Raw genomic sequence first — 18,267 nt, 5'->3', positions numbered from 1 at the left:
CAACTGCGTCGAAAAACCCAGATTCCTCCATATAAATTTCATTAAATTCGTTTCAATTCATCCTAAAAAATGGATTGTTTTCACTTTTAAAATAAGTTGCGATAACGATGCATATTGAAACAAGCATTGTTCATAACCATATAATGTAGACCAATTTTTCAGAAGGAGGAAATAATGACGGATAACAATCAAGACCATCAAAAGGGAAGACGCATTCCTGTTCGAAAAACAGAGACAGAAACAGGAAACAAGCATTCTGTTCGTCAACATAAGCAATCTGATAGTTCTGGACCATATCATTCCCAAACAGTTGGTAAAGATGGTCCCATACTGGAACAAGATAATATTTTACATGAAAAACTGGAAACGTTCATTCACGAGAAGATTGTAGAACGCCCTTTACATGTGAAAGGATATGGTGCTTTTGGATATTTTGAAACGCTGAATAGTATGAGCAAATACACAAAACTTCCCTTTCTTCAGCAAACTGGTCAAACGGTTCCTGTAGCTGTTCGTTTTTCGCTCGGAGCAAGTAATAAAGGTACTCCGGATACATCGCGAAACATACGCGGGTTCTCAACAAAGTTCTATACAGACGACGGGATTTTTGACCTTATTTGTAATGATATCCCAGTCTTTTTATTGCGTGATCCGATGCGTTTTCCAGAAAGCATCAAAGCACTTTCACCATCACCAAAGAACAACCTGATGGATCCAAATTCGCTTTGGGAATTTGTTTCCAGGCACCCGGAGTCCACACATTTTATCGTCCGTCTCTTCTCTAACATTGGTACAGCCAAAAGTTTTCGGCGAATTCCTGGTAATAGTGTGAGTACGTACGTGTGGCGAAATGCAGAAGGGAAACGTCATTATATTAAATACCAGTGGATTCCATTTGAAGGTGTACAATTCATTACAAGCAAAGAGGCAGAGAAAATTGCAGCAATCAACCCCGATTATGCCGGTGAAGATCTGTTTCGAACAATCGAGAACGGAGGCTCGGTAGAATACGGGCTGTATGTACAAATTATGGACCCGGCAGATGCAGACCAGCTGCCATTTGATCCCCTTGATGACACGAAAGTATGGGATGCCAAGATGTTCCCTTTACATCCTGTTGGAAAAATGACGCTCAATCGCAATCCTGATAACTATATGGAGCAAGTAGAGAAAATTGCATTCTCCCCATCGAACTTATTAGATGGAGCGGAATTGACTGATGACAGGATTTTACAAGGACGGGCAAATGTCTATTGGGATTCTCAGCGTTATCGTATCGGACCGCGTTTCCGGGGCGTGCCAGTAAATGATCAAAAGGATTGGCAGCCAAGTGATTTACAGACAAGTGGAGAGGGTACTTTTGTAGAAGGAAGACTCATGCGTTCAGATATAGCAAAACAAGATGATTTTTCACAGGCCGGGGAATTTTATCAATCGTTATCACCAACATGGAAGTCTCAGCTAGTCTCGAATCTTGTCACCGCACTGACAGGAGTACGAAGTGACTTACAGGCTAAAACGATCGAATACCTTTCTCTTGCTTCCCGTGATCTCGGTGAACGTGTATCAGAGGGACTGCGAGACTAAATGATATTCGTAGATTAAAAGAATGCTAAAGGACGAGCGGATGCGTAGATTTCTTAGACTTTACACCTTAATTTCTTCAAGTAACAAAGCCTAATTTCTTTACCTTCAAAAATTAGGCTTTTTCTATATTCAACTCTTCTGTTCTCAATCTCTTTCTCTAGCTTGTTCTGTATCTCTAATATTTTTCTGGACGGTTACTGCTGAAAATAAACTAAGCACAAATGCCATGCCGTAAAATCCTTTTTCACTTAAAATAATACTTCCGGCATTGTATAAACCAATCCCAATTAATGATATCGATATTATAAGTGCAACCCAACTAATGCCATAATAAATATTGGTTACCGGAATCCCCTCATCTCGATCTCTTACTACTTTTTGTAATGATACTGCTGAATAAAGGCCAAATATTAATACAGCAAAATAATACCCTTTTTCATTCAATTCCATTGTTGCATTAAACAGACCAATAAGATAAGCGGAAACTCCAATTAATAAAGCTGCCCAAGAAGCACCTTTAAAAGCCGCAGTAGGTTCGCCTTCTTTTCTCTCCATTTTTATTTTTGGTTCATTATCTTCTTCCCTATCTGTTACAAGCTTAGGTTCACTATCCATACGCTTTTCCCCTTTCTTTTTGTATATAAAATAAAGCATTGCAAGAATATTGCAATGCTTATACCTATATTTATTATACGTAATTTTCCCACAAAGAGAAGACGATTTTTTAAAAATGGTTACTTAGACTTATAAAATAATCAGCGGTAAATTAATAACCTTCTAACCCTTATACCTAAACTCTTCCATATGATAAGAAATACTAGCTAAAGCGTACAAAGCTGCTGTTTCTGTACGTAAAATTCGCTTTCCAAGACGAATAGCCTGAAAACCGGCCCCTTTCAGATGATCTGCTTCTTCTACAGAAATACCTCCCTCTGGTCCAATAACCATCAGAATACGATCATTATCAGACAGGTTATCCAATACAGCTGCAAAAGAAGAAGTATTTGCAACCTCTCCTTTCGCCTCTTCTTCATAGGCAAAAAGCTTTACGGTATAGGCTTCGCTTTCTTCTATCAATGTTTTTAATGGCATAACATCAGACAGTTCTGGAATCTGGTTACGGTGACTCTGTTCACTAGCTTCCTTGATAATTTTGTTAAAGCGTTTTGCTTTTTTATTAAACTTCTGCTCATCCCATTTAGCAACAGACCTCTCCGCTGCAAAAGGTATAAATCTTGCAGCGCCCAACTCTGTTCCTTTTTGGATGATCCATTCAAACTTATCGCCTTTGGGAATTCCTTGTGCAAGACTCACTTCTACCGGTAATTCAACTGACTCGTCTAACCAGCTTTCAATGACTGCTTGCACTTCTTCTTCATGTATGCCTGTAATTTTACAAAGAGCTGAGTTTCCGTCCTCTGTGTTACAAATAATCATGTCACCAGGCTTATTTCGCATAACCCTTGTTATATGATGAACGTCTTCACCAGTGATTCTGATAACCTGACCTTCTACCTGTTCTTTCGAAATAAAATAGCGCTGCATCTACTATCCCCTACTTTTATTCTGGTTTCCGAGCAACAATGGAGACCCAATCTTCCATTTCACTGGTAGAAATAATATCAAATCCTGCTTCTGTTAACTGATCATGAACAGATTGTTTCTTATTTTGAATAATTCCCGCTGTAATGAAATAACCACCTGGGCGTAAATTATGATAAGCTTCCACTACAAAACGGACAATTATTTCAGCTAGGATATTGGAAACAATAACATCAGCCTGTTCTTCTATGCCATCAAGTAAATTATTCTGTTTAACTGTTATTTTCTCATGGGCATGATTTAATTTCGCATTCAATGTAGTACTTTTAACAGCTATATCATCTAAATCAAAAGCTTGTACCGATTCTGCACCTAATTTGACAGAAGCAATACTTAGAACGCCAGAACCACAGCCCACATCAATAACTTTATCATCAGGTTGTATATAAGCTTCTAAGCCTTGAATGCTCAGAACGGTCGTAGGATGTGTTCCAGTACCAAACGCCATGCCCGGATCCAGCTCTATAATTAATTCATCAGTAGATACTGGTTTATAATCCTCCCAAGTTGGAGTGATTGTGATGCGATTGGATATTTTAACCGGCTTATAATACTTTTTCCAGGCAGTCGCCCATTCCTCTTCATGAACTTCACTTATCGTCACCTGATTTTTTCCTAAATCAATATCATAAAGCAGTAATTGATTAATTGCCTGTTTAATCTCTTCAACCGTTTCTCCTAAAAAGCTATTCACTGGCAGGTATGCCTTTATCCGAACACCTTCCTCCGGGTAGTCTTCCGGATCCAGCTCAACTACTTCTCCAAATCCTTCTCCTTCAAATTGCTCTAAGTCCAATGGATCTTCAATAACTAATCCACTTGCACCTGTTTCATGTAAAATGTTTGAAATAGGCTCCACTGCTTCATTTGTTGTAAGAATGGTAATCTCTGACCATTTCATATTGAACACCGCCGTTCTTTTGAAATATCTATGTAAACAGAGATACCTCCAGCTTGCTTGTCATCTATATTTATTGACAAAATTCAAGCTAGAGGTCACTCTGATTAGTCTCCTTTGAACGCTTTACGAAAACGCTGGAAAATATTATCCTCTTGTTCATCGGTGGATTCATTTCCGCCTAGTTCATTAAATTGACGCAGTAAATCTTTTTGTTTGTCTGTTAAATTGGTTGGCGTCATCACTTTTACTTTAATATGCTGATCTCCATGTCCTCGTCCATGAACATTTGGTGCACCTTTTCCTTTTAATCGGAATGTTTTGCCTGCTTGTGTACCAGCAGGGATTCTTAATTTAACCTTCCCATGGACAGTAGGAACTTCAATTTCATCTCCTAAAGCTGCTTGTGCAAAGGTTAGTGGCAGTTCACAGAATATATGGTCGCCTTCGCGGACAAAGAAATCATGCTTACGAACACGAATAACGACAAATAAATCACCTGCTGGACCGCCGTTTTTCCCTGGATCTCCTTTGCCGGCAACACGGATTTGCTGTCCTTCATCGATACCGGCCGGAATATCAATATGGATTTTTTTCTTTCTATTAACTGTTCCGGCACCGCCGCAGGTTTCACATTTTTCAGGAATGATTTTTCCTGTTCCATTACAATAATGACATACACGACGGTTAACCACACGGCCAAATGGCGTATTTTGTTCTTGATTTAATTGGCCTGAACCATGACAATGTGAACATGTTTCTGTTTTCGTACCCGGTTTTGCTCCAGAACCATCACATGTATCACATTCTTCTTCTTTTGGTACTTCAATATCTGTTTCTTTGCCAAAAATTGCTTCTTCAAAATCAAGAATCAACGTGTATTGCAAATCGTCTCCTTGCTGTGGTGCATTCGGATCACGCGAACGTCCGCCGCCGCCAAAAAACATATCAAAAATATCACTGAATCCACCGAAGTCTTGGGCTCCGCCACCGCCAAAGCCTCCGAAGCCTTGACCTTGTGCGCCCGCATGCCCAAATTGATCATACTGCGCTTTCTTTTGGTCGTCACTTAATACTTCATAAGCTTCTTTTACTTCTTTAAATTTCTCTGCTGCGCCTTCTTCTTTATTTACATCCGGATGATATTTACGGGCCAGCTTCCGGTAACTCTTCTTTATTTCATCTTTTGATGCTCCCTTTTCTACACCTAAGACATCATAATAATCTCGTTTTGCCAAATTATTCACTCCCGATACTCTGATTGCATAAGTTTAATCATATCATCATTCATTTGTCTGTGGCAACAATGAATATCAGCTTCGTTCTAATTTATCCGTAAGCATTATGTTGCTTATATCCTGCCTTGTAAAAAAGTCAAAGCCAAGAGAATCCTGACTTTGACTTTTATTCAGTAACTATTCATTATTTATTTTCTTTATCGTCATCGTCGACTTCTGTATAGTCTGCATCAACAACGTCATCGCCTTGCTGCCCTTCTGCATTTTCTGCTCCTTGTGCTTCCTGAGCTTCTTGTTGTACTTGCTCATAAAGCTTAGCAGAAAGCTGTTGAACTTTTTCTTCTAAGGCATCTTTTTTCGCTTTGATTTGTTCTTGATCATTAGACTCTAAAGCTTCTTTTAATTCATCTCTTGCAGCTTCTGCTTGCTGTTTATCTTCATCAGAAACTTTGTCACCTAAGTCTTTCAATGTCTTATCTGTTGTAAATACAAGCTGATCAGCCTGGTTGCGAAGTTCTACTTCTTCACGACGTGCTTTATCCGCTTCTGCATTTTCTTCTGCTTCTTTTACCATCTGATCTACTTCATCATCAGATAAACCAGAAGAAGATTTAATCGTAATCGATTGTTCTTTATTTGTTCCTAAATCTTTCGCTCTTACATTAACAATACCGTTCGCATCGATATCGAAGGATACTTCGATTTGAGGCATTCCACGTGGTGCTGGTGGAATATCGGATAATTGGAAGCGGCCAAGCGTTTTGTTATCTGCCGCCATTTCACGCTCTCCTTGAAGTACATGAATATCTACTGCAGTCTGGTTATCAGCAGCTGTTGAGAAAGTTTGGGATGCACTTGTCGGAATGGTTGTATTACGTTCAATTAATTTTGTAAATACAGCACCCTGTGTTTCAATACCTAAAGAAAGTGGTGTTACGTCCAGTAATAATACATCTTTCACGTCACCTTGCAGAACACCGCCTTGAATTGCTGCACCAAGTGCTACAACTTCATCCGGGTTTACACCTTTCGAAGGATCTTGCCCTAATTCTTTCTTGATGGATTCCTGTACAGCCGGAATACGAGTAGAACCACCGACTAGGATAACTTTATGAATATCCTTGCTGGATAAGCCAGCATCAGAAAGTGCACGGCGAGTTGGTTTCATCGTACGTTCTACTAAATCAGATGATAACTCATCGAATTTTGCACGTGATAATGTCATTTCTAAGTGTAATGGTCCAGCTTCACCAGCTGTAATAAATGGAAGAGAAATTTGTGTTTGTGCTACTCCAGATAAATCTTTTTTCGCTTTCTCTGCAGCATCTTTCAAACGCTGTACAGCCATTTTATCTTTAGAAAGGTCAATGCCATTTTCTTTTCTGAATTCTTCTACCATATGCTTGATAATTACTTCATCAAAGTCATCTCCGCCAAGACGATTATCTCCAGCTGTTGCAACAACTTCAAAAGTACCATCACCGATATCTAGGATAGATACGTCAAAAGTACCGCCGCCAAGGTCATATACAAGAATTGTTTGATCTTGATCTTCTTTATCAATACCATATGCAAGCGCTGCTGCTGTTGGTTCGTTAATAATACGTTCTACTTCAAGACCTGCAATTTTACCAGCATCTTTGGTAGCTTGACGTTCCGCATCGTTAAAGTAAGCAGGAACCGTAATTACTGCTTTATCTACACTCTCACCAATATAATCTTCTGCATACGATTTAATATGCTGCAGAATAATTGCTGAAATTTCTTGTGGTGTATAATCTTTTTCGCCAATTGTTACTTTATAGTCTGTACCAATATGGCGTTTGATAGATTGAACCGTATCCGGGTTTGTAATTGCTTGACGTTTAGCAACTTCCCCTACTTGTCTTTCTCCATTTTTAAAAGATACAACTGATGGTGTTGTACGGTTTCCTTCCGGGTTTGGGATAACGACCGCTTCGCCACCCTCCATAACTGATACGCATGAGTTTGTTGTTCCTAAGTCGATTCCAATAATTTTACCCATTCTTGATTTCCTCCTTCAATACTTCTGCGACACTTTTTATTTATTGACTTTTACCATTGCAGGGCGGATAACCCGATCTTTTAAGAGATAACCTTTTTGCAGTTCTTCTACCACTTTATTTGCTTCGACAGAGTCATCTTCAATCTGCATCACCGCATGGTGTACATTCGGGTCAAAATCAACACCCTCTGTTTCAATAACAGAAACACCTTGTGAAGTGAATACATCTTGTAATTGACGGTAGACCATGTCAATTCCTTCAAGAATACTCTTGTTTTCTTCAGATACTTCTACTTGCAGAGCGCGTTCAAAATTATCCATTACAGGAAGCAGCTCTTGAACCATATCTTGTGCTTTGTATTTACGATCTGCTTCACGCTCTTTTAATGTGCGTCTTTTGTAGTTATCAAACTCTGCCTGTAAACGAAGGATGCGGCCTTCAAGCTCTTCTTTTTCATTTTTTAATGCTTCTATTTGAGCTTCTGCCTCATTGCTCTCCTCGACAGATTCAGTATCTGTTTCTTCGGCTGTCTCTTCTACAATTTCTTGTTCTTCTTGTAGCGCTTCTTCTTTTTTTTCATTCTCTGACATCTACTCAGGCACCTCTTTTCTAAATTCCAATTAAAAACTATACCATAGAAGATATAGATAGAAAACCAAAATCCTTGATTTCTTTATGAGGATGTTCTCTTATTTTTATGATTTATCACTATACCATTTTCCCATTGTACCAGTCATTTCTCTGGAAATGCTCTGCATTAAGGATAATACTTTTCTGTATTCCATTCTTGTAGGTCCGATTAATGCAATTGTTCCCATTTGACCACCACCAATATGGTAAGAAGCAGTAATCAAACTTAAGTCTTTGATTTCTTCCACTTCATTTTCGTGTCCAATAGAAACTTTAATACCTTGATTGGAATTTTTCAAGAGATTTATAATTTCATCCTCACGTTCCATCAAGGAGTAAAATGAGCGAATTCGATCAACATCATTAAATTCTGGCTGCATCAATATATTTGCTTTTCCACCAAAATAAAGCTTCACTGCTTGTTCTTGCGTAAATAGCGCGCGAATCCAATTGAGTGAAGAACCTACTCCATTCAAATATTTCTTCAATAGGGAAGCTACCTCATTTTGAATTACTTCAGGAAGCCTATAAAGAGCTACACCCTGAAGACGGTCATTTAAAATGTTTACGAGCTTTTCTATATCAGATGATGAAATTTCTTTTGGCAATGTAAAAGAACGGTGCTCTACATGACCAGTGTTTGTTACTAAAATCGCTACTGCTGATTGATCGGATAACGCTAGAACCTGAATCTGCTTGACGGTTGCTTCATACATTTCCGGTCCGAGAATGATAGATGTGTAATTGGTTAATTCAGAAAGCGCTTCTGCTGCTGTCTGCACAATCTGTTCAAACTCATATATTCCGTTATTTGTTAATTTTTCAATGATCCCCAATCCATGCTGATGAATTTCTGGACCAATTAAATGATCAACATAATAACGATAACCTTTTTCTGAAGGTACACGACCAGAAGAAGTATGTGTTTTTTCTAAAAACCCTAATTCTTCTAAATCTGCCATCTCATTTCGAATCGTTGCGGCACTGTAATGCAACGTATCCTTTTTGGAAAGAGCCCTAGACCCAACCGGTTTAGCAGAATCGATAAAATCATCAATAATGACCTGCAATATCATAAGCTGCCTATCTGTTAACATGATGATCACCTCTGTTAGCACTCTCTTGTTATGAGTGCTAAATCTATAATAAAATTATCAAATTCGATTTCTTTTGTCAAACAGTTTGCCCTTTTGCTTCCATCATTTTTTGCTCAAAGTTCTCCAATAATAAAAATTGTTGAAATACCCTATCTCCTAGAAGCATCCCCTGATTTGTTAATGCATAGTTTCCATCGTTATACGCTAATAAATTGTCATGTGTTAGTTTATATAATTCTTTACGGTATAATTTTTCTAACGATAAACCATATCTTTCCCTAAATGCTTCCGTGTTAATCCCTTCAGCTTTTCTGAGCTGCAGGAATAATTCTTCTTCAATTTGATCTTGTAAGGTTATTTCTTCAAGATGTTCGATTGCTGAACCAGTACGATTAACTTCCTTCATGTATGTTCCTAAAGGTTTATAATTCGATGTACGTTTACCTGGCAGATAGCCGTGGGCCCCAGCCCCAAAACCAAAATAATAATCGTTATTCCAATAGGTTAAATTATGCTTGCTCTCATAACCAGGCTTGGCAAAATTACTTATTTCATACTGGTGTACACCTTGTTTCTTCATATTTTTCTGCAGCAGCTCATACATCTTAACCTCATCGTCTTCTGGTGGCTGGTGCAAAAATCCGTTTCTCCGTTTATGATAAAACACCGTTTTCGGCTCAATTTGCAATGCATAAGTTGAATAATGAGGAAGACCGAATTGAAGTGCTTCTTTTAATGTTTTTTCAAAGTGAGCAACGGTTTGATTAGGGAGAGCATAAATTAAATCTAAACTTATATTGGTGAACTGCGCCTGTTTAAGAATCTCCACCGTTGTATAAACATCTTTCACACGGTGCATGCGTCCGATTTTTTCAAGCATATCATCGTCCATCACCTGGACGCCAAAAGAAATTCGGTTTACGCCATAATCATGAAGCAGTTTCGCCTTTTCTTTATCAATATCCCCTGGATTAATTTCAATTGTAAATTCTTCACAAGAATTAAGATCAAACTTTTTATTTAAAAACTCAAAAAGCTTTTGTAATTGATCCATTGATAGTGCTGTCGGCGTTCCACCGCCCATATAAATCGTTCGGAAGACATTTCTATTACCGGGAATAGTAGTGTCCATTTCTTTTATCAACGCATCAACAAAGGCATCTGCCTTCGTTTCCATATAATAATACTTTACAAAATTGCAGTAATGACAAATTTGCTTACAAAAAGGGATATGGATATATACTGACTTCACTTGCATGACTTGAACTTCCTTCCTCTGTAAAAACCCACGTATTCACCTAGCTTCTTTAATACCAGGATATACTGACTTCGACGTTCCCGCAAATTCTTCTGCACAAAAACCCGATAGTCTAAAGTTATAAAACGAAACTTCACTCAGCGGGAGTTTTACGGACGGTTCTCCATGATAAAACCAGTGGGTTATTTTTGAGATTATTTTATATTATTTTATGTTTGCTCGCAATTTCCATGGATAACCGACGTCGTTTTACTTAAACAATAAAACCCACTGTTCTAAGTAGAGCAGCGGGGTTATTTATATCGTAATCTAATCTTCATCCATCTTTAAGACAGCCATAAACGCTTCTTGAGGTACTTCTACATTACCTACCATCTTCATACGTTTCTTACCTTCTTTTTGTTTTTCAAGCAGCTTTCTTTTTCGGGAAATATCTCCACCGTAAAGTTTTGCAGTAACATCCTTACGAACTGCTTTGATGTTAGAACGCGCTACAATCTTATTCCCAACCGCTGCTTGAACTGGCACTTCAAATTGCTGTCTAGGAATTAAATTCTTTAATTTCTCAACAATCTGTTTTCCACGTTCATATGCAAAATCACGATGAACTACAAATGATAATGCATCAATTGTATCGCTATTGAGCAAGATATCCATTTTCACAAGACGAGATGGCTGATAGCCAATTAATTCATAGTCAAATGAGGCATATCCTTTTGTTTGTGATTTTAATTGGTCAAAGAAATCATAAACGATCTCAGAAAGCGGAATATGATAAATTACGTTGACACGAATATCATCTAAATATTGCATATCTACAAAATTCCCGCGTTTCTTTTGGGCAATTTCCATCACTGCTCCAACATAATCGTTTGGAACCATAATCGTAGCTTCTACATAAGGTTCACGCACTTCTTCAATTACTTGTGGATCCGGCATTTCTGACGGATTATCCACAGATACTACTTCACCATTCGTCAGCTCCACTTCAAAAATAACACTCGGAGCTGTTGTAATTAAACTAATGCCAAATTCTCTTTCAATACGCTCTTGTATAATCTCCATATGAAGCAGCCCTAAGAATCCACAACGATAGCCAAAACCCAGCGCTTGAGAAGTCTCTGCGTCATATTGCAAGGAAGAATCATTCAGCTCTAAACGTTCCAGTGCTTCTCTCAGATCGTTATAGTCGTTGGAATCTACTGGATAGAGTCCACAAAACACCATTGGGTTTAGCCGGCGGTAACCAGGCAAGGGTTCATCTGCTGGTTTATTAGCTAATGTAATTGTGTCACCAACACGTGAATCACTAACATTTTTAATAGACGCCGTTAAATAACCAACATCTCCGACTGTTAATTCTTTTTTAGCAAGCTGCTTCGGTGTAAACACGCCTACTTCATTTACCTCGAACTCTTTACCTGTAGCCATCATTTTAATTTTATCTCCTACTTTAAGAGAGCCTTCCTTTACACAAACATAAGCAATAACACCGCGGTAAGAATCATACAGCGAATCGAAAATCAATGCTTTTAACGGATCTTCTGCTTCACCAGGAGGTTCTGGAACAACTTCTGTAACACGCTCCAAAATTTCTTCAATTCCTATATTCGCTTTTGCGGAAGCTAAAATTGCTTCGTCACCATCAATACCTAATACGTCTTCTAATTCCTTTTTCACTTTTTCTGTGTCTGCACTTGGCAAATCAATTTTATTAATTACCGGAATAATTTCTAAATCATTTTCCATCGCTAAATAAACATTCGCCAATGTCTGTGCTTCAATACCCTGCGCTGCATCCACCACAAGTATAGCCCCTTCACAGGCAGCCAGGCTTCTGGATACCTCGTATGTAAAGTCGACATGGCCAGGTGTGTCAATTAAATGGAAAATAAATTCTTCGCCAGCTGTATTCGTATATTTTAATTGTACTGCATTCAATTTAATTGTTATGCCGCGTTCGCGTTCCAGATCCATTCCATCCAGCAGCTGGTCTTTCATTTCACGCTTTGTAACAGTTTCTGTATTTTCAAGAATTCGATCAGCTAACGTTGACTTTCCGTGGTCAATATGAGCAATGATCGAAAAATTTCTGACGTTTCGTTTTTTATTCGTCATTTCACGCACACTCCTAAGTTTTCCTATATATCTTCATTTTCTTTCCATCAAAAAAGGCGTCAATTACTAGCATTGATTATAGCAATTGATGCCTCGAGATTCAATGATTAACTAAGAAAGACTGGCGTAAATCTAATCTAGTTCATTGTTTTTATTCAAAATGAAATATATTTTACTTCGCTTCTCCGTGTCAGAAAAAGAGCTCCCCTATCCCATACATAATGGCCACGATGACTTCAAATAGTTGTTTAACGATACCTTCCATTGTTGCTGCTGTGCGATTTGTTAAGGAGTAACTGCCTTCTTCCAGGACGTCTGTTTGAGCAATAATGATCTGTTCTTCCTCGTTGGCTTCCTCTACAACTTCTGTTGCGGAGGTGTCTGGAACTGGTCTTTGTTCAGCCACCTCATTTCGCTGCATTCCGAATACAAGTCCACTTAGAAAAAAGATGACAAGCAATAACAATATAATTATTTTTCGCATCAAATCGCTCCTTATGAATCAGACTGTACTGCTTCGGCGTCCCAATAATAGTCGCTGAACACTTCTGCTAAAGCATCCGCAGAACGATACAGTTCTTCCATGGTATTGTCTACTCCGCCAAACTCAATCAACAGGGCGTTATCAACCATATCCTGATTATAAACCCCATTCCCACTGGATCCATCCTTTTGGAACACTCCTCGGCTTAATCCTGGATACGCCTCTTCTATTAAGCCGTGTAGTTCGGTTGCAACTTTCAAGTTCTTTTCATAATCTGGGTGTCCGGTGCCGATCACAAATAGGATTTTTGCATAATCTTCTCCTTCAATGGTTTGCGTCGTCTTGTCTCTCCGCAAAGCATCTCGATGAAGATCAAACACATATTGAATCTCTTGGTTACCTGCAACAGCTTCCGCAACAATATCACGAGAGACTTCATAGGATTGATGATAGCCCATTCCCCGTTCGTTCAAGAGCTCTCCAAAGTCCGTATCATCTACTTGCGTCCCAATTCCCAGCCTTTCAAGTTCTTCTGCTAAATGATCACTAACTTTTGTAATATTAATTTCCCCATGCATTGCACCATCAGGGTCTGTTTCATTTGGCAAATGTGGTAAAAAGGATTCCCGATTGTGTGTATTATAGATAAAAACAACGTCCCGATCTCCAGTGGTTTGTTCATTCTCGGTTTCTTCTTCCTCTGTATCTTCTGTCTCTTCCGTTTCTTCATCTTCCTCTAATACCGCTTCCCTATCTCTTAAAACTTCCTCTAAAGGTGGATTAGATTCTATTGGAAAGTGTGTAAAATCATTATCACTTGCCATTAATAATTGACTGTCAAATATCGAAAAACCTGGAATTTCATTTCCAAAAAGTGTTCTAGGGTCTGTCGGTTTTACATTGGATGTAAGCTCAAAGAATACATCAGACAATTTAGGTATCTCTGCTTCTCCTTCTGGAAAGCTCTGCTTATAGGCCCGGTTTTCCATTGTAATTAAATGATAAAAAATCGTACTATCCATTTCCTGTGTCCAACTGTTTAGCACATCGGATGAAAATCGATATGCAGGCTGTACTGCAGTTAATATACTAATTAATAAAAATATACTAACAAAAAAAATAATATAAAGACCGCTTCGTCGAGAAAAGGTTTGTACCATTTTACTCCAATTATTTTTGTTCATAAAAATACACGATGCCACCTTTCTCTAATAACTCTATAGTGCAATCTATGAGTAAACTAGAGAAAATAGAACCGTGTAAAAAGAAAAAAATAGACTTAATAGAGGGTACGAATTGGTACAGTCACTTAGAATAACTTGAGAAATTATCAATTGTTACTGTTTCATGCAAAGCTGCATTTAATCCATTTGCTATCACTTCTGCCATATCGATCATAAAACCATCCACTTCTTTTGGAGTAACCATTAAATTATGACCAATCGGTGTTAATACTTCCATGATCAACTGTCTCTTTTCTTCCTCAGACAGCCCACCAATAATACCAAATAATTTTTCACTTTGTTCTTTATCAGGCATATCCTCATCGGTTAACTGCTTCGTCCCAAAATTCATGCCGGCAGGAGTCAACGATTTGGATGGATCATCTTTTTCTTTCCATTCCCTTCCAAAGTGTTTAAATACATAATCGATGGTATCACTAGTGATTGTTACCGCATCTACCACTGTCGGTACCCCAATAGCAATTACAGGAATCCCCAACGTCTGCTTGCTTATTTCTTTTCGCTTATTGCCAACTCCTGAACCGGGATGAATTCCTGTATCAGATAATTGGATCGTTTCATTCACTCTGCTGATCGATCTCGATGCAAGTGCATCAATCGCAATAACCATATCAGGCTGGTATTTTTCTACAATCCCAAAAATAACATCGCTGGTTTCTATTCCTGTTACCCCCATTACTCCAGGGGTAATAGCAGCCACTTCCGCATAGCCTTCTGCAACAGATTCCGGCTGCAAACGGAATAAATGGCTTGTTACCAATACTTTCTCAACGGTCATTGGTCCTAAAGCATCAGGAGTCACATTCCAATTTCCTAAACCAACAATCAAGCACGAGGCATTATCAGGTAAATCTTGTTTTTGTATTAAATGTTCAAGTTCTTTTGCTAAAATTGTTGCGGCTTGATGCTGTTTCTCCGTATCTTGTTTTTTGACACCATCCGCATGAATCGTGACGTAGTTCCCCGGTTTCTTTCCGATTTGTTCAGCGCCAGTATCATCAATCGTCACATAAGAAATTTTTATATTTTTTATCGTTGTTTCCTTAAAAGTGACACCCGCTATCTCTTTCTTTTCCCGTTCCTCTTGCTTTTCTGCATACATATCTCTTGCTTCAACAGCTAAATCTGTTCTCACTTGAAAGTTTTTCTTCATATTTTCCATTACATCAAACCCCTTTTCTTTCAATACATACTCTTCAGATAAAACGAAACTTCACTCAGTAGATACTATTTCCCCACTGAAAAAATAAGGAACATTAGAAAAACTTGTATTCACTTGGTTTGCAGTAAATCCACAGTTTTCCATTCTTTTCCCTTTAAAATTGGTATAACTTTTTTAAAACAAACGAATATCTCTGCTTCCTGAGGCAGGGATGATTTACCTCAACGAAAACACCTGTGTGACCAGCAACATGTTTGCCGGAATTAACCAGGAGATTAATGTCCGTCTTCCAATTCCCCATCTATACGTCACCCTGACTAAACAAGAAGAAAGATGGACTTTCACGCTGTGACAAAACTCCTGTATTTATACATTCTTAGCATGCACGCCTGGAATAATTTCATACCAATTTGTTGATTAAGTAACAATTCTATTGAAAAGATAGGGTAGCTTTGGTAAAATACTCTTGTCGTACAATGAAAATTGACAACTGATTAAAGCATATGAAACATGTTTTTTTAATCGCACACTTTTTAGGAGGTGAATAAACATGGCAAATATTAAATCTGCAATTAAACGCGTAGAAGTTAACCAAAAGAAACGAGTTAATAACAGTTCACAACTTTCTGCAATGCGTACGGAAATTAAACGTGTAGAGAAACTTGTAGAAGCTAACGATACTGAAAATGCAAAAGCAGTATTCCAATCTGCAAGCAAACATATTGATAAAGCAGCTCAAAAAGGAATTATCCACAAAAATGCTGCTAATCGTCAAAAATCTCGTTTAGCTAAAAAAATCAACGCATCATAATAATAAATAAAAGGTGAAGTAAGTACGGAGATTGCCGTAAGTACTTCACCTTTTATTTTTAGACTAAAGGACGAACTTTTCTAATTTTATTTTATCCCTGGATTTCTTCTCTATTATATGCACAACGAGACTTTCAACGATTTAACTTTACCTAACCGGTATTCGTTGAATTAACTGATCCTCACACCTTAGTTAAACGAATATACCCGCCTAAACTACATCCATTAACAGAAGTTCAAATGCTAACCCTTTCTCCATTAACCCTTGCTTCATTTTAGCGTCCGTTTCTGCAAGCTGACAAAGGATATAAGACAAACGTTCCTCGGATAATTTTGCTTCTCTCGCCATTGCAACTTTAATGACATAAGGATGTGCACCAATATTTTTCTGAATTTGAAATTGAGAATAACCCTTCTTTTTTAGCTGCTTTACCCTTAAGATCATCCGAAATTGATAAGCAAGTAAACCGATCATTGCAATAGGATCTTCATTCATTTTCTCCAAATCCTTATAAATTTGAATGGCTTCCTGGATACTCCCTTTCATAACAGCATCAACAAGTGCAATAGATGTAGTGGTGGGTGTGTGTGATACTAACTGCTGGGCAATTTCTTTTGTAACAATCCCATTCTCGCCTACAAAAAGAGCCAGCTTCTCGATTTCACTTTGTAAGAGCTGAATATTATTAGAAACCTCTGCCTCTAATATTTCCATTGCCTCTTGGTCAATATCTATCCCATAGGACTTCATCAGACTTTGAATCCATGTTCTTGCATCTTTTTCTTGTACAGAATGACAGTCCACGGAATATGCCAGCTTTTTTAATTGTTTTGTAACTTTCTTACGTTCATCTAATTTTTCATATGGCGCTATAATTAGTAAAACGGAATAATCAGGCGGATTTTGTAAATACTCCTGTAAATAGGTTAAATTATGCTCAAATGGTGCTTTATCAGGTTTTGTTTTTACAAAAGAAGCATTGCTGGCAAATATTAATTTACGGTCACCAAAAAATGGAAATGTTTCCGCATCTGCTAATACTTCTTGTATAGATGTTTCTTCCAAATCATATAAAGACAGATTTGTTTTATCCCCGTCTAAAACGGTTTTGATTAATCGGTCTTTTAATTGTTCTAAAAAAAATGATTCTGTTCCAAAGGCAAAGTAAATTGGTTGAATCTGATTGCTTTTTATTTTTTTTATTTGATCCATCATGTATATTTCGCTTCCCATCTAAACAATATTTCATTACAAATTATATACGATTTCTTTATGTTTCTGTTTTAAAATACGGTGAAAAGTTTAACGATTTTTATATAAGGGTGTATCCCAATCGGGCTGAAAAAAACAGTTGATGACTTATTCACGTACTGTGATGACTTCCCGAACCATCCCAACGCATGAGCGCTTTTAGGAAAAGGTCTTTTCCTTTTGTTATGTCGTTTTATTTGGCGTTTTGAGCATGTACTAAAAGAAAAAGTGCTAAGTATAAAACGCAACTTCACTCAGCGGGAGTCAGCTTACCTGATCTCCCGCCTAAATTAATTTATTTTCACACTTTATTTTAAGCCAGGAGTTTTACGGACGGTTCTCCGTGATAAATTCATCTCTTTTCATCCTATAAGGAAGCTGGCATAAACGCAACAAAAAATAAAGGAAGAATCACAAGACTTTTGTGTTCCTCCTTTATAAAGCATCTATATTAAACGTCTTAAAATAAGCTCTAGAAACAAATTTTAAGAACGATATTTGCTTATATATAATTTGTGCTTTTAGGCAAAAAGTATAGATGTTAACTGTTGCTAAAAATGGCTGTATTCATCATGAAGGAATCGTATAAAGAATGTAGATTTTTTTTTGAGGATGATTTATACTATAGTTGTGAGCATAGGAGGGGTATATCTTGAACGAATTCGAAAAAGATCCACAGTACAAAGGAAGCGATGTCGTAGACTCCATTAAAGGATTTACCTTTTCATTTCTCTTTTTCTTTATCATTTTTGCAGTTGGTGTAACCATCAGCGTAATTGGTCAATAATAAAAGAGATAAAAGGTTAAAAACCCGGTTGTCACCTTGTTTTAAGTGACTACTTTCGTTTGGACTTATGCAG

Annotated in this window: 16 protein-coding genes; 3 read left to right on the top strand and 13 right to left on the bottom strand. The window is 37.7% G+C overall.

The features are described from left to right. Positions 1 to 174 precede the first annotated feature (174 nt). Positions 175 to 1,587, top strand: a complete 1,413-nt coding sequence (locus BN986_RS12200) for a catalase (protein ID WP_081922191.1) — start codon at positions 175 to 177, stop codon at positions 1,585 to 1,587. 144 nt (positions 1,588 to 1,731) lie between these two features. Here the strand turns inward: BN986_RS12200 and yiaA are convergent, their stop codons facing one another. The 12 genes from yiaA to gpr form a co-directional block, all read right to left on the bottom strand. Beyond that, positions 1,732 to 2,202 carry an inner membrane protein YiaA gene (gene yiaA, locus BN986_RS12195; protein WP_040980309.1) on the bottom strand — a complete coding sequence of 157 codons (471 nt, stop codon included), beginning with the start codon at positions 2,200 to 2,202 and terminating at the stop codon, positions 1,732 to 1,734. Between the two features lie 162 nt (positions 2,203 to 2,364). Continuing rightward, a complete protein-coding gene (locus BN986_RS12190) occupies positions 2,365 to 3,132 on the bottom strand; it encodes a 16S rRNA (uracil(1498)-N(3))-methyltransferase (protein ID WP_040980307.1) in 768 nt (255 codons plus the stop codon). A gap of 16 nt (positions 3,133 to 3,148) precedes the next feature. Beyond that, a complete protein-coding gene (prmA, locus tag BN986_RS12185; RefSeq protein WP_040980305.1) occupies positions 3,149 to 4,090 on the bottom strand; it encodes a 50S ribosomal protein L11 methyltransferase in 942 nt (313 codons plus the stop codon). A 104-nt stretch (positions 4,091 to 4,194) separates the two neighbouring features. After that, entirely contained in the window at positions 4,195 to 5,325 is a 1,131-nt protein-coding gene (gene dnaJ, locus BN986_RS12180; protein ID WP_040980304.1) for a molecular chaperone DnaJ, read from the bottom strand. 184 nt (positions 5,326 to 5,509) lie between these two features. Further along, entirely contained in the window at positions 5,510 to 7,351 is a 1,842-nt protein-coding gene (dnaK, locus tag BN986_RS12175) for a molecular chaperone DnaK (RefSeq protein WP_040980302.1), read from the bottom strand. A 36-nt stretch (positions 7,352 to 7,387) separates the two neighbouring features. Beyond that, entirely contained in the window at positions 7,388 to 7,942 is a 555-nt protein-coding gene (gene grpE / locus BN986_RS12170; protein WP_040980300.1) for a nucleotide exchange factor GrpE, read from the bottom strand. 105 nt (positions 7,943 to 8,047) lie between these two features. Beyond that, positions 8,048 to 9,079, bottom strand: a complete 1,032-nt coding sequence (hrcA, locus tag BN986_RS12165; protein ID WP_040980298.1) for a heat-inducible transcriptional repressor HrcA — start codon at positions 9,077 to 9,079, stop codon at positions 8,048 to 8,050. A gap of 76 nt (positions 9,080 to 9,155) precedes the next feature. Then, positions 9,156 to 10,337 carry a radical SAM family heme chaperone HemW gene (hemW, locus tag BN986_RS12160; protein ID WP_040980296.1) on the bottom strand — a complete coding sequence of 394 codons (1,182 nt, stop codon included), beginning with the start codon at positions 10,335 to 10,337 and terminating at the stop codon, positions 9,156 to 9,158. A gap of 309 nt (positions 10,338 to 10,646) precedes the next feature. Further along, the gene (gene lepA / locus BN986_RS12155) at positions 10,647 to 12,455 is read right to left on the bottom strand and encodes a translation elongation factor 4 (protein ID WP_040980294.1); all 1,809 of its coding nucleotides are present in this window, start codon (positions 12,453 to 12,455) and stop codon (positions 10,647 to 10,649) included. 190 nt (positions 12,456 to 12,645) lie between these two features. Then, positions 12,646 to 12,939 carry a hypothetical protein gene (locus tag BN986_RS12150; protein WP_040980292.1) on the bottom strand — a complete coding sequence of 98 codons (294 nt, stop codon included), beginning with the start codon at positions 12,937 to 12,939 and terminating at the stop codon, positions 12,646 to 12,648. An 11-nt stretch (positions 12,940 to 12,950) separates the two neighbouring features. Further along, positions 12,951 to 14,123, bottom strand: a complete 1,173-nt coding sequence (locus BN986_RS12145) for a stage II sporulation protein P (protein ID WP_040980290.1) — start codon at positions 14,121 to 14,123, stop codon at positions 12,951 to 12,953. Positions 14,124 to 14,244: 121 nt separating this feature from the next. Next, positions 14,245 to 15,345, bottom strand: coding sequence for a GPR endopeptidase (gpr, locus tag BN986_RS12140; protein WP_081922190.1), 1,101 nt, complete (start codon positions 15,343 to 15,345; stop codon positions 14,245 to 14,247). A gap of 550 nt (positions 15,346 to 15,895) precedes the next feature. Here gpr and rpsT point away from each other — a divergent pair. Further along, entirely contained in the window at positions 15,896 to 16,156 is a 261-nt protein-coding gene (gene rpsT / locus BN986_RS12135) for a 30S ribosomal protein S20 (protein WP_040980288.1), read from the top strand. A gap of 210 nt (positions 16,157 to 16,366) precedes the next feature. On the opposite strand, the gene holA is transcribed toward rpsT, so the two are convergent. Beyond that, complete coding sequence (gene holA, locus BN986_RS12130; RefSeq protein WP_040980286.1) at positions 16,367 to 17,371, bottom strand: DNA polymerase III subunit delta; 1,005 nt, start codon at positions 17,369 to 17,371, stop codon at positions 16,367 to 16,369. Between the two features lie 688 nt (positions 17,372 to 18,059). Here holA and BN986_RS26165 point away from each other — a divergent pair. Next, entirely contained in the window at positions 18,060 to 18,194 is a 135-nt protein-coding gene (locus BN986_RS26165; RefSeq protein ID WP_040980284.1) for a YqzM family protein, read from the top strand. The last annotated feature ends 73 nt before the right edge of the window (positions 18,195 to 18,267 follow it).

The organism is Oceanobacillus jeddahensis (genome assembly GCF_000750635.1).
In the GTDB taxonomy this organism is placed as follows: domain Bacteria; phylum Bacillota; class Bacilli; order Bacillales; family Amphibacillaceae; genus Oceanobacillus; species Oceanobacillus jeddahense.
Note: the sequence above shows the minus strand (reverse complement) of the source record. Positions and strands in the feature narration are given on the sequence as shown.

Coding starts and splice junctions, on each gene's coding strand:
- gpr (WP_081922190.1), bottom strand. CDS start 15,345: ATGGAAAATATGAAGAAAAACTTTCAAGTGAGAACAGATTTAGCTGTT.
- yiaA (WP_040980309.1), bottom strand. CDS start 2,202: ATGGATAGTGAACCTAAGCTTGTAACAGATAGGGAAGAAGATAATGAA.
- grpE (WP_040980300.1), bottom strand. CDS start 7,942: ATGTCAGAGAATGAAAAAAAAGAAGAAGCGCTACAAGAAGAACAAGAA.
- BN986_RS12200 (WP_081922191.1), top strand. CDS start 175: ATGACGGATAACAATCAAGACCATCAAAAGGGAAGACGCATTCCTGTT.
- hrcA (WP_040980298.1), bottom strand. CDS start 9,079: ATGTTAACAGATAGGCAGCTTATGATATTGCAGGTCATTATTGATGAT.
- BN986_RS12150 (WP_040980292.1), bottom strand. CDS start 12,939: ATGCGAAAAATAATTATATTGTTATTGCTTGTCATCTTTTTTCTAAGT.
- BN986_RS12145 (WP_040980290.1), bottom strand. CDS start 14,123: ATGAACAAAAATAATTGGAGTAAAATGGTACAAACCTTTTCTCGACGA.
- lepA (WP_040980294.1), bottom strand. CDS start 12,455: ATGACGAATAAAAAACGAAACGTCAGAAATTTTTCGATCATTGCTCAT.
- BN986_RS12190 (WP_040980307.1), bottom strand. CDS start 3,132: ATGCAGCGCTATTTTATTTCGAAAGAACAGGTAGAAGGTCAGGTTATC.
- dnaK (WP_040980302.1), bottom strand. CDS start 7,351: ATGGGTAAAATTATTGGAATCGACTTAGGAACAACAAACTCATGCGTA.
- prmA (WP_040980305.1), bottom strand. CDS start 4,090: ATGAAATGGTCAGAGATTACCATTCTTACAACAAATGAAGCAGTGGAG.
- holA (WP_040980286.1), bottom strand. CDS start 17,371: ATGATGGATCAAATAAAAAAAATAAAAAGCAATCAGATTCAACCAATT.
- hemW (WP_040980296.1), bottom strand. CDS start 10,337: ATGCAAGTGAAGTCAGTATATATCCATATCCCTTTTTGTAAGCAAATT.
- rpsT (WP_040980288.1), top strand. CDS start 15,896: ATGGCAAATATTAAATCTGCAATTAAACGCGTAGAAGTTAACCAAAAG.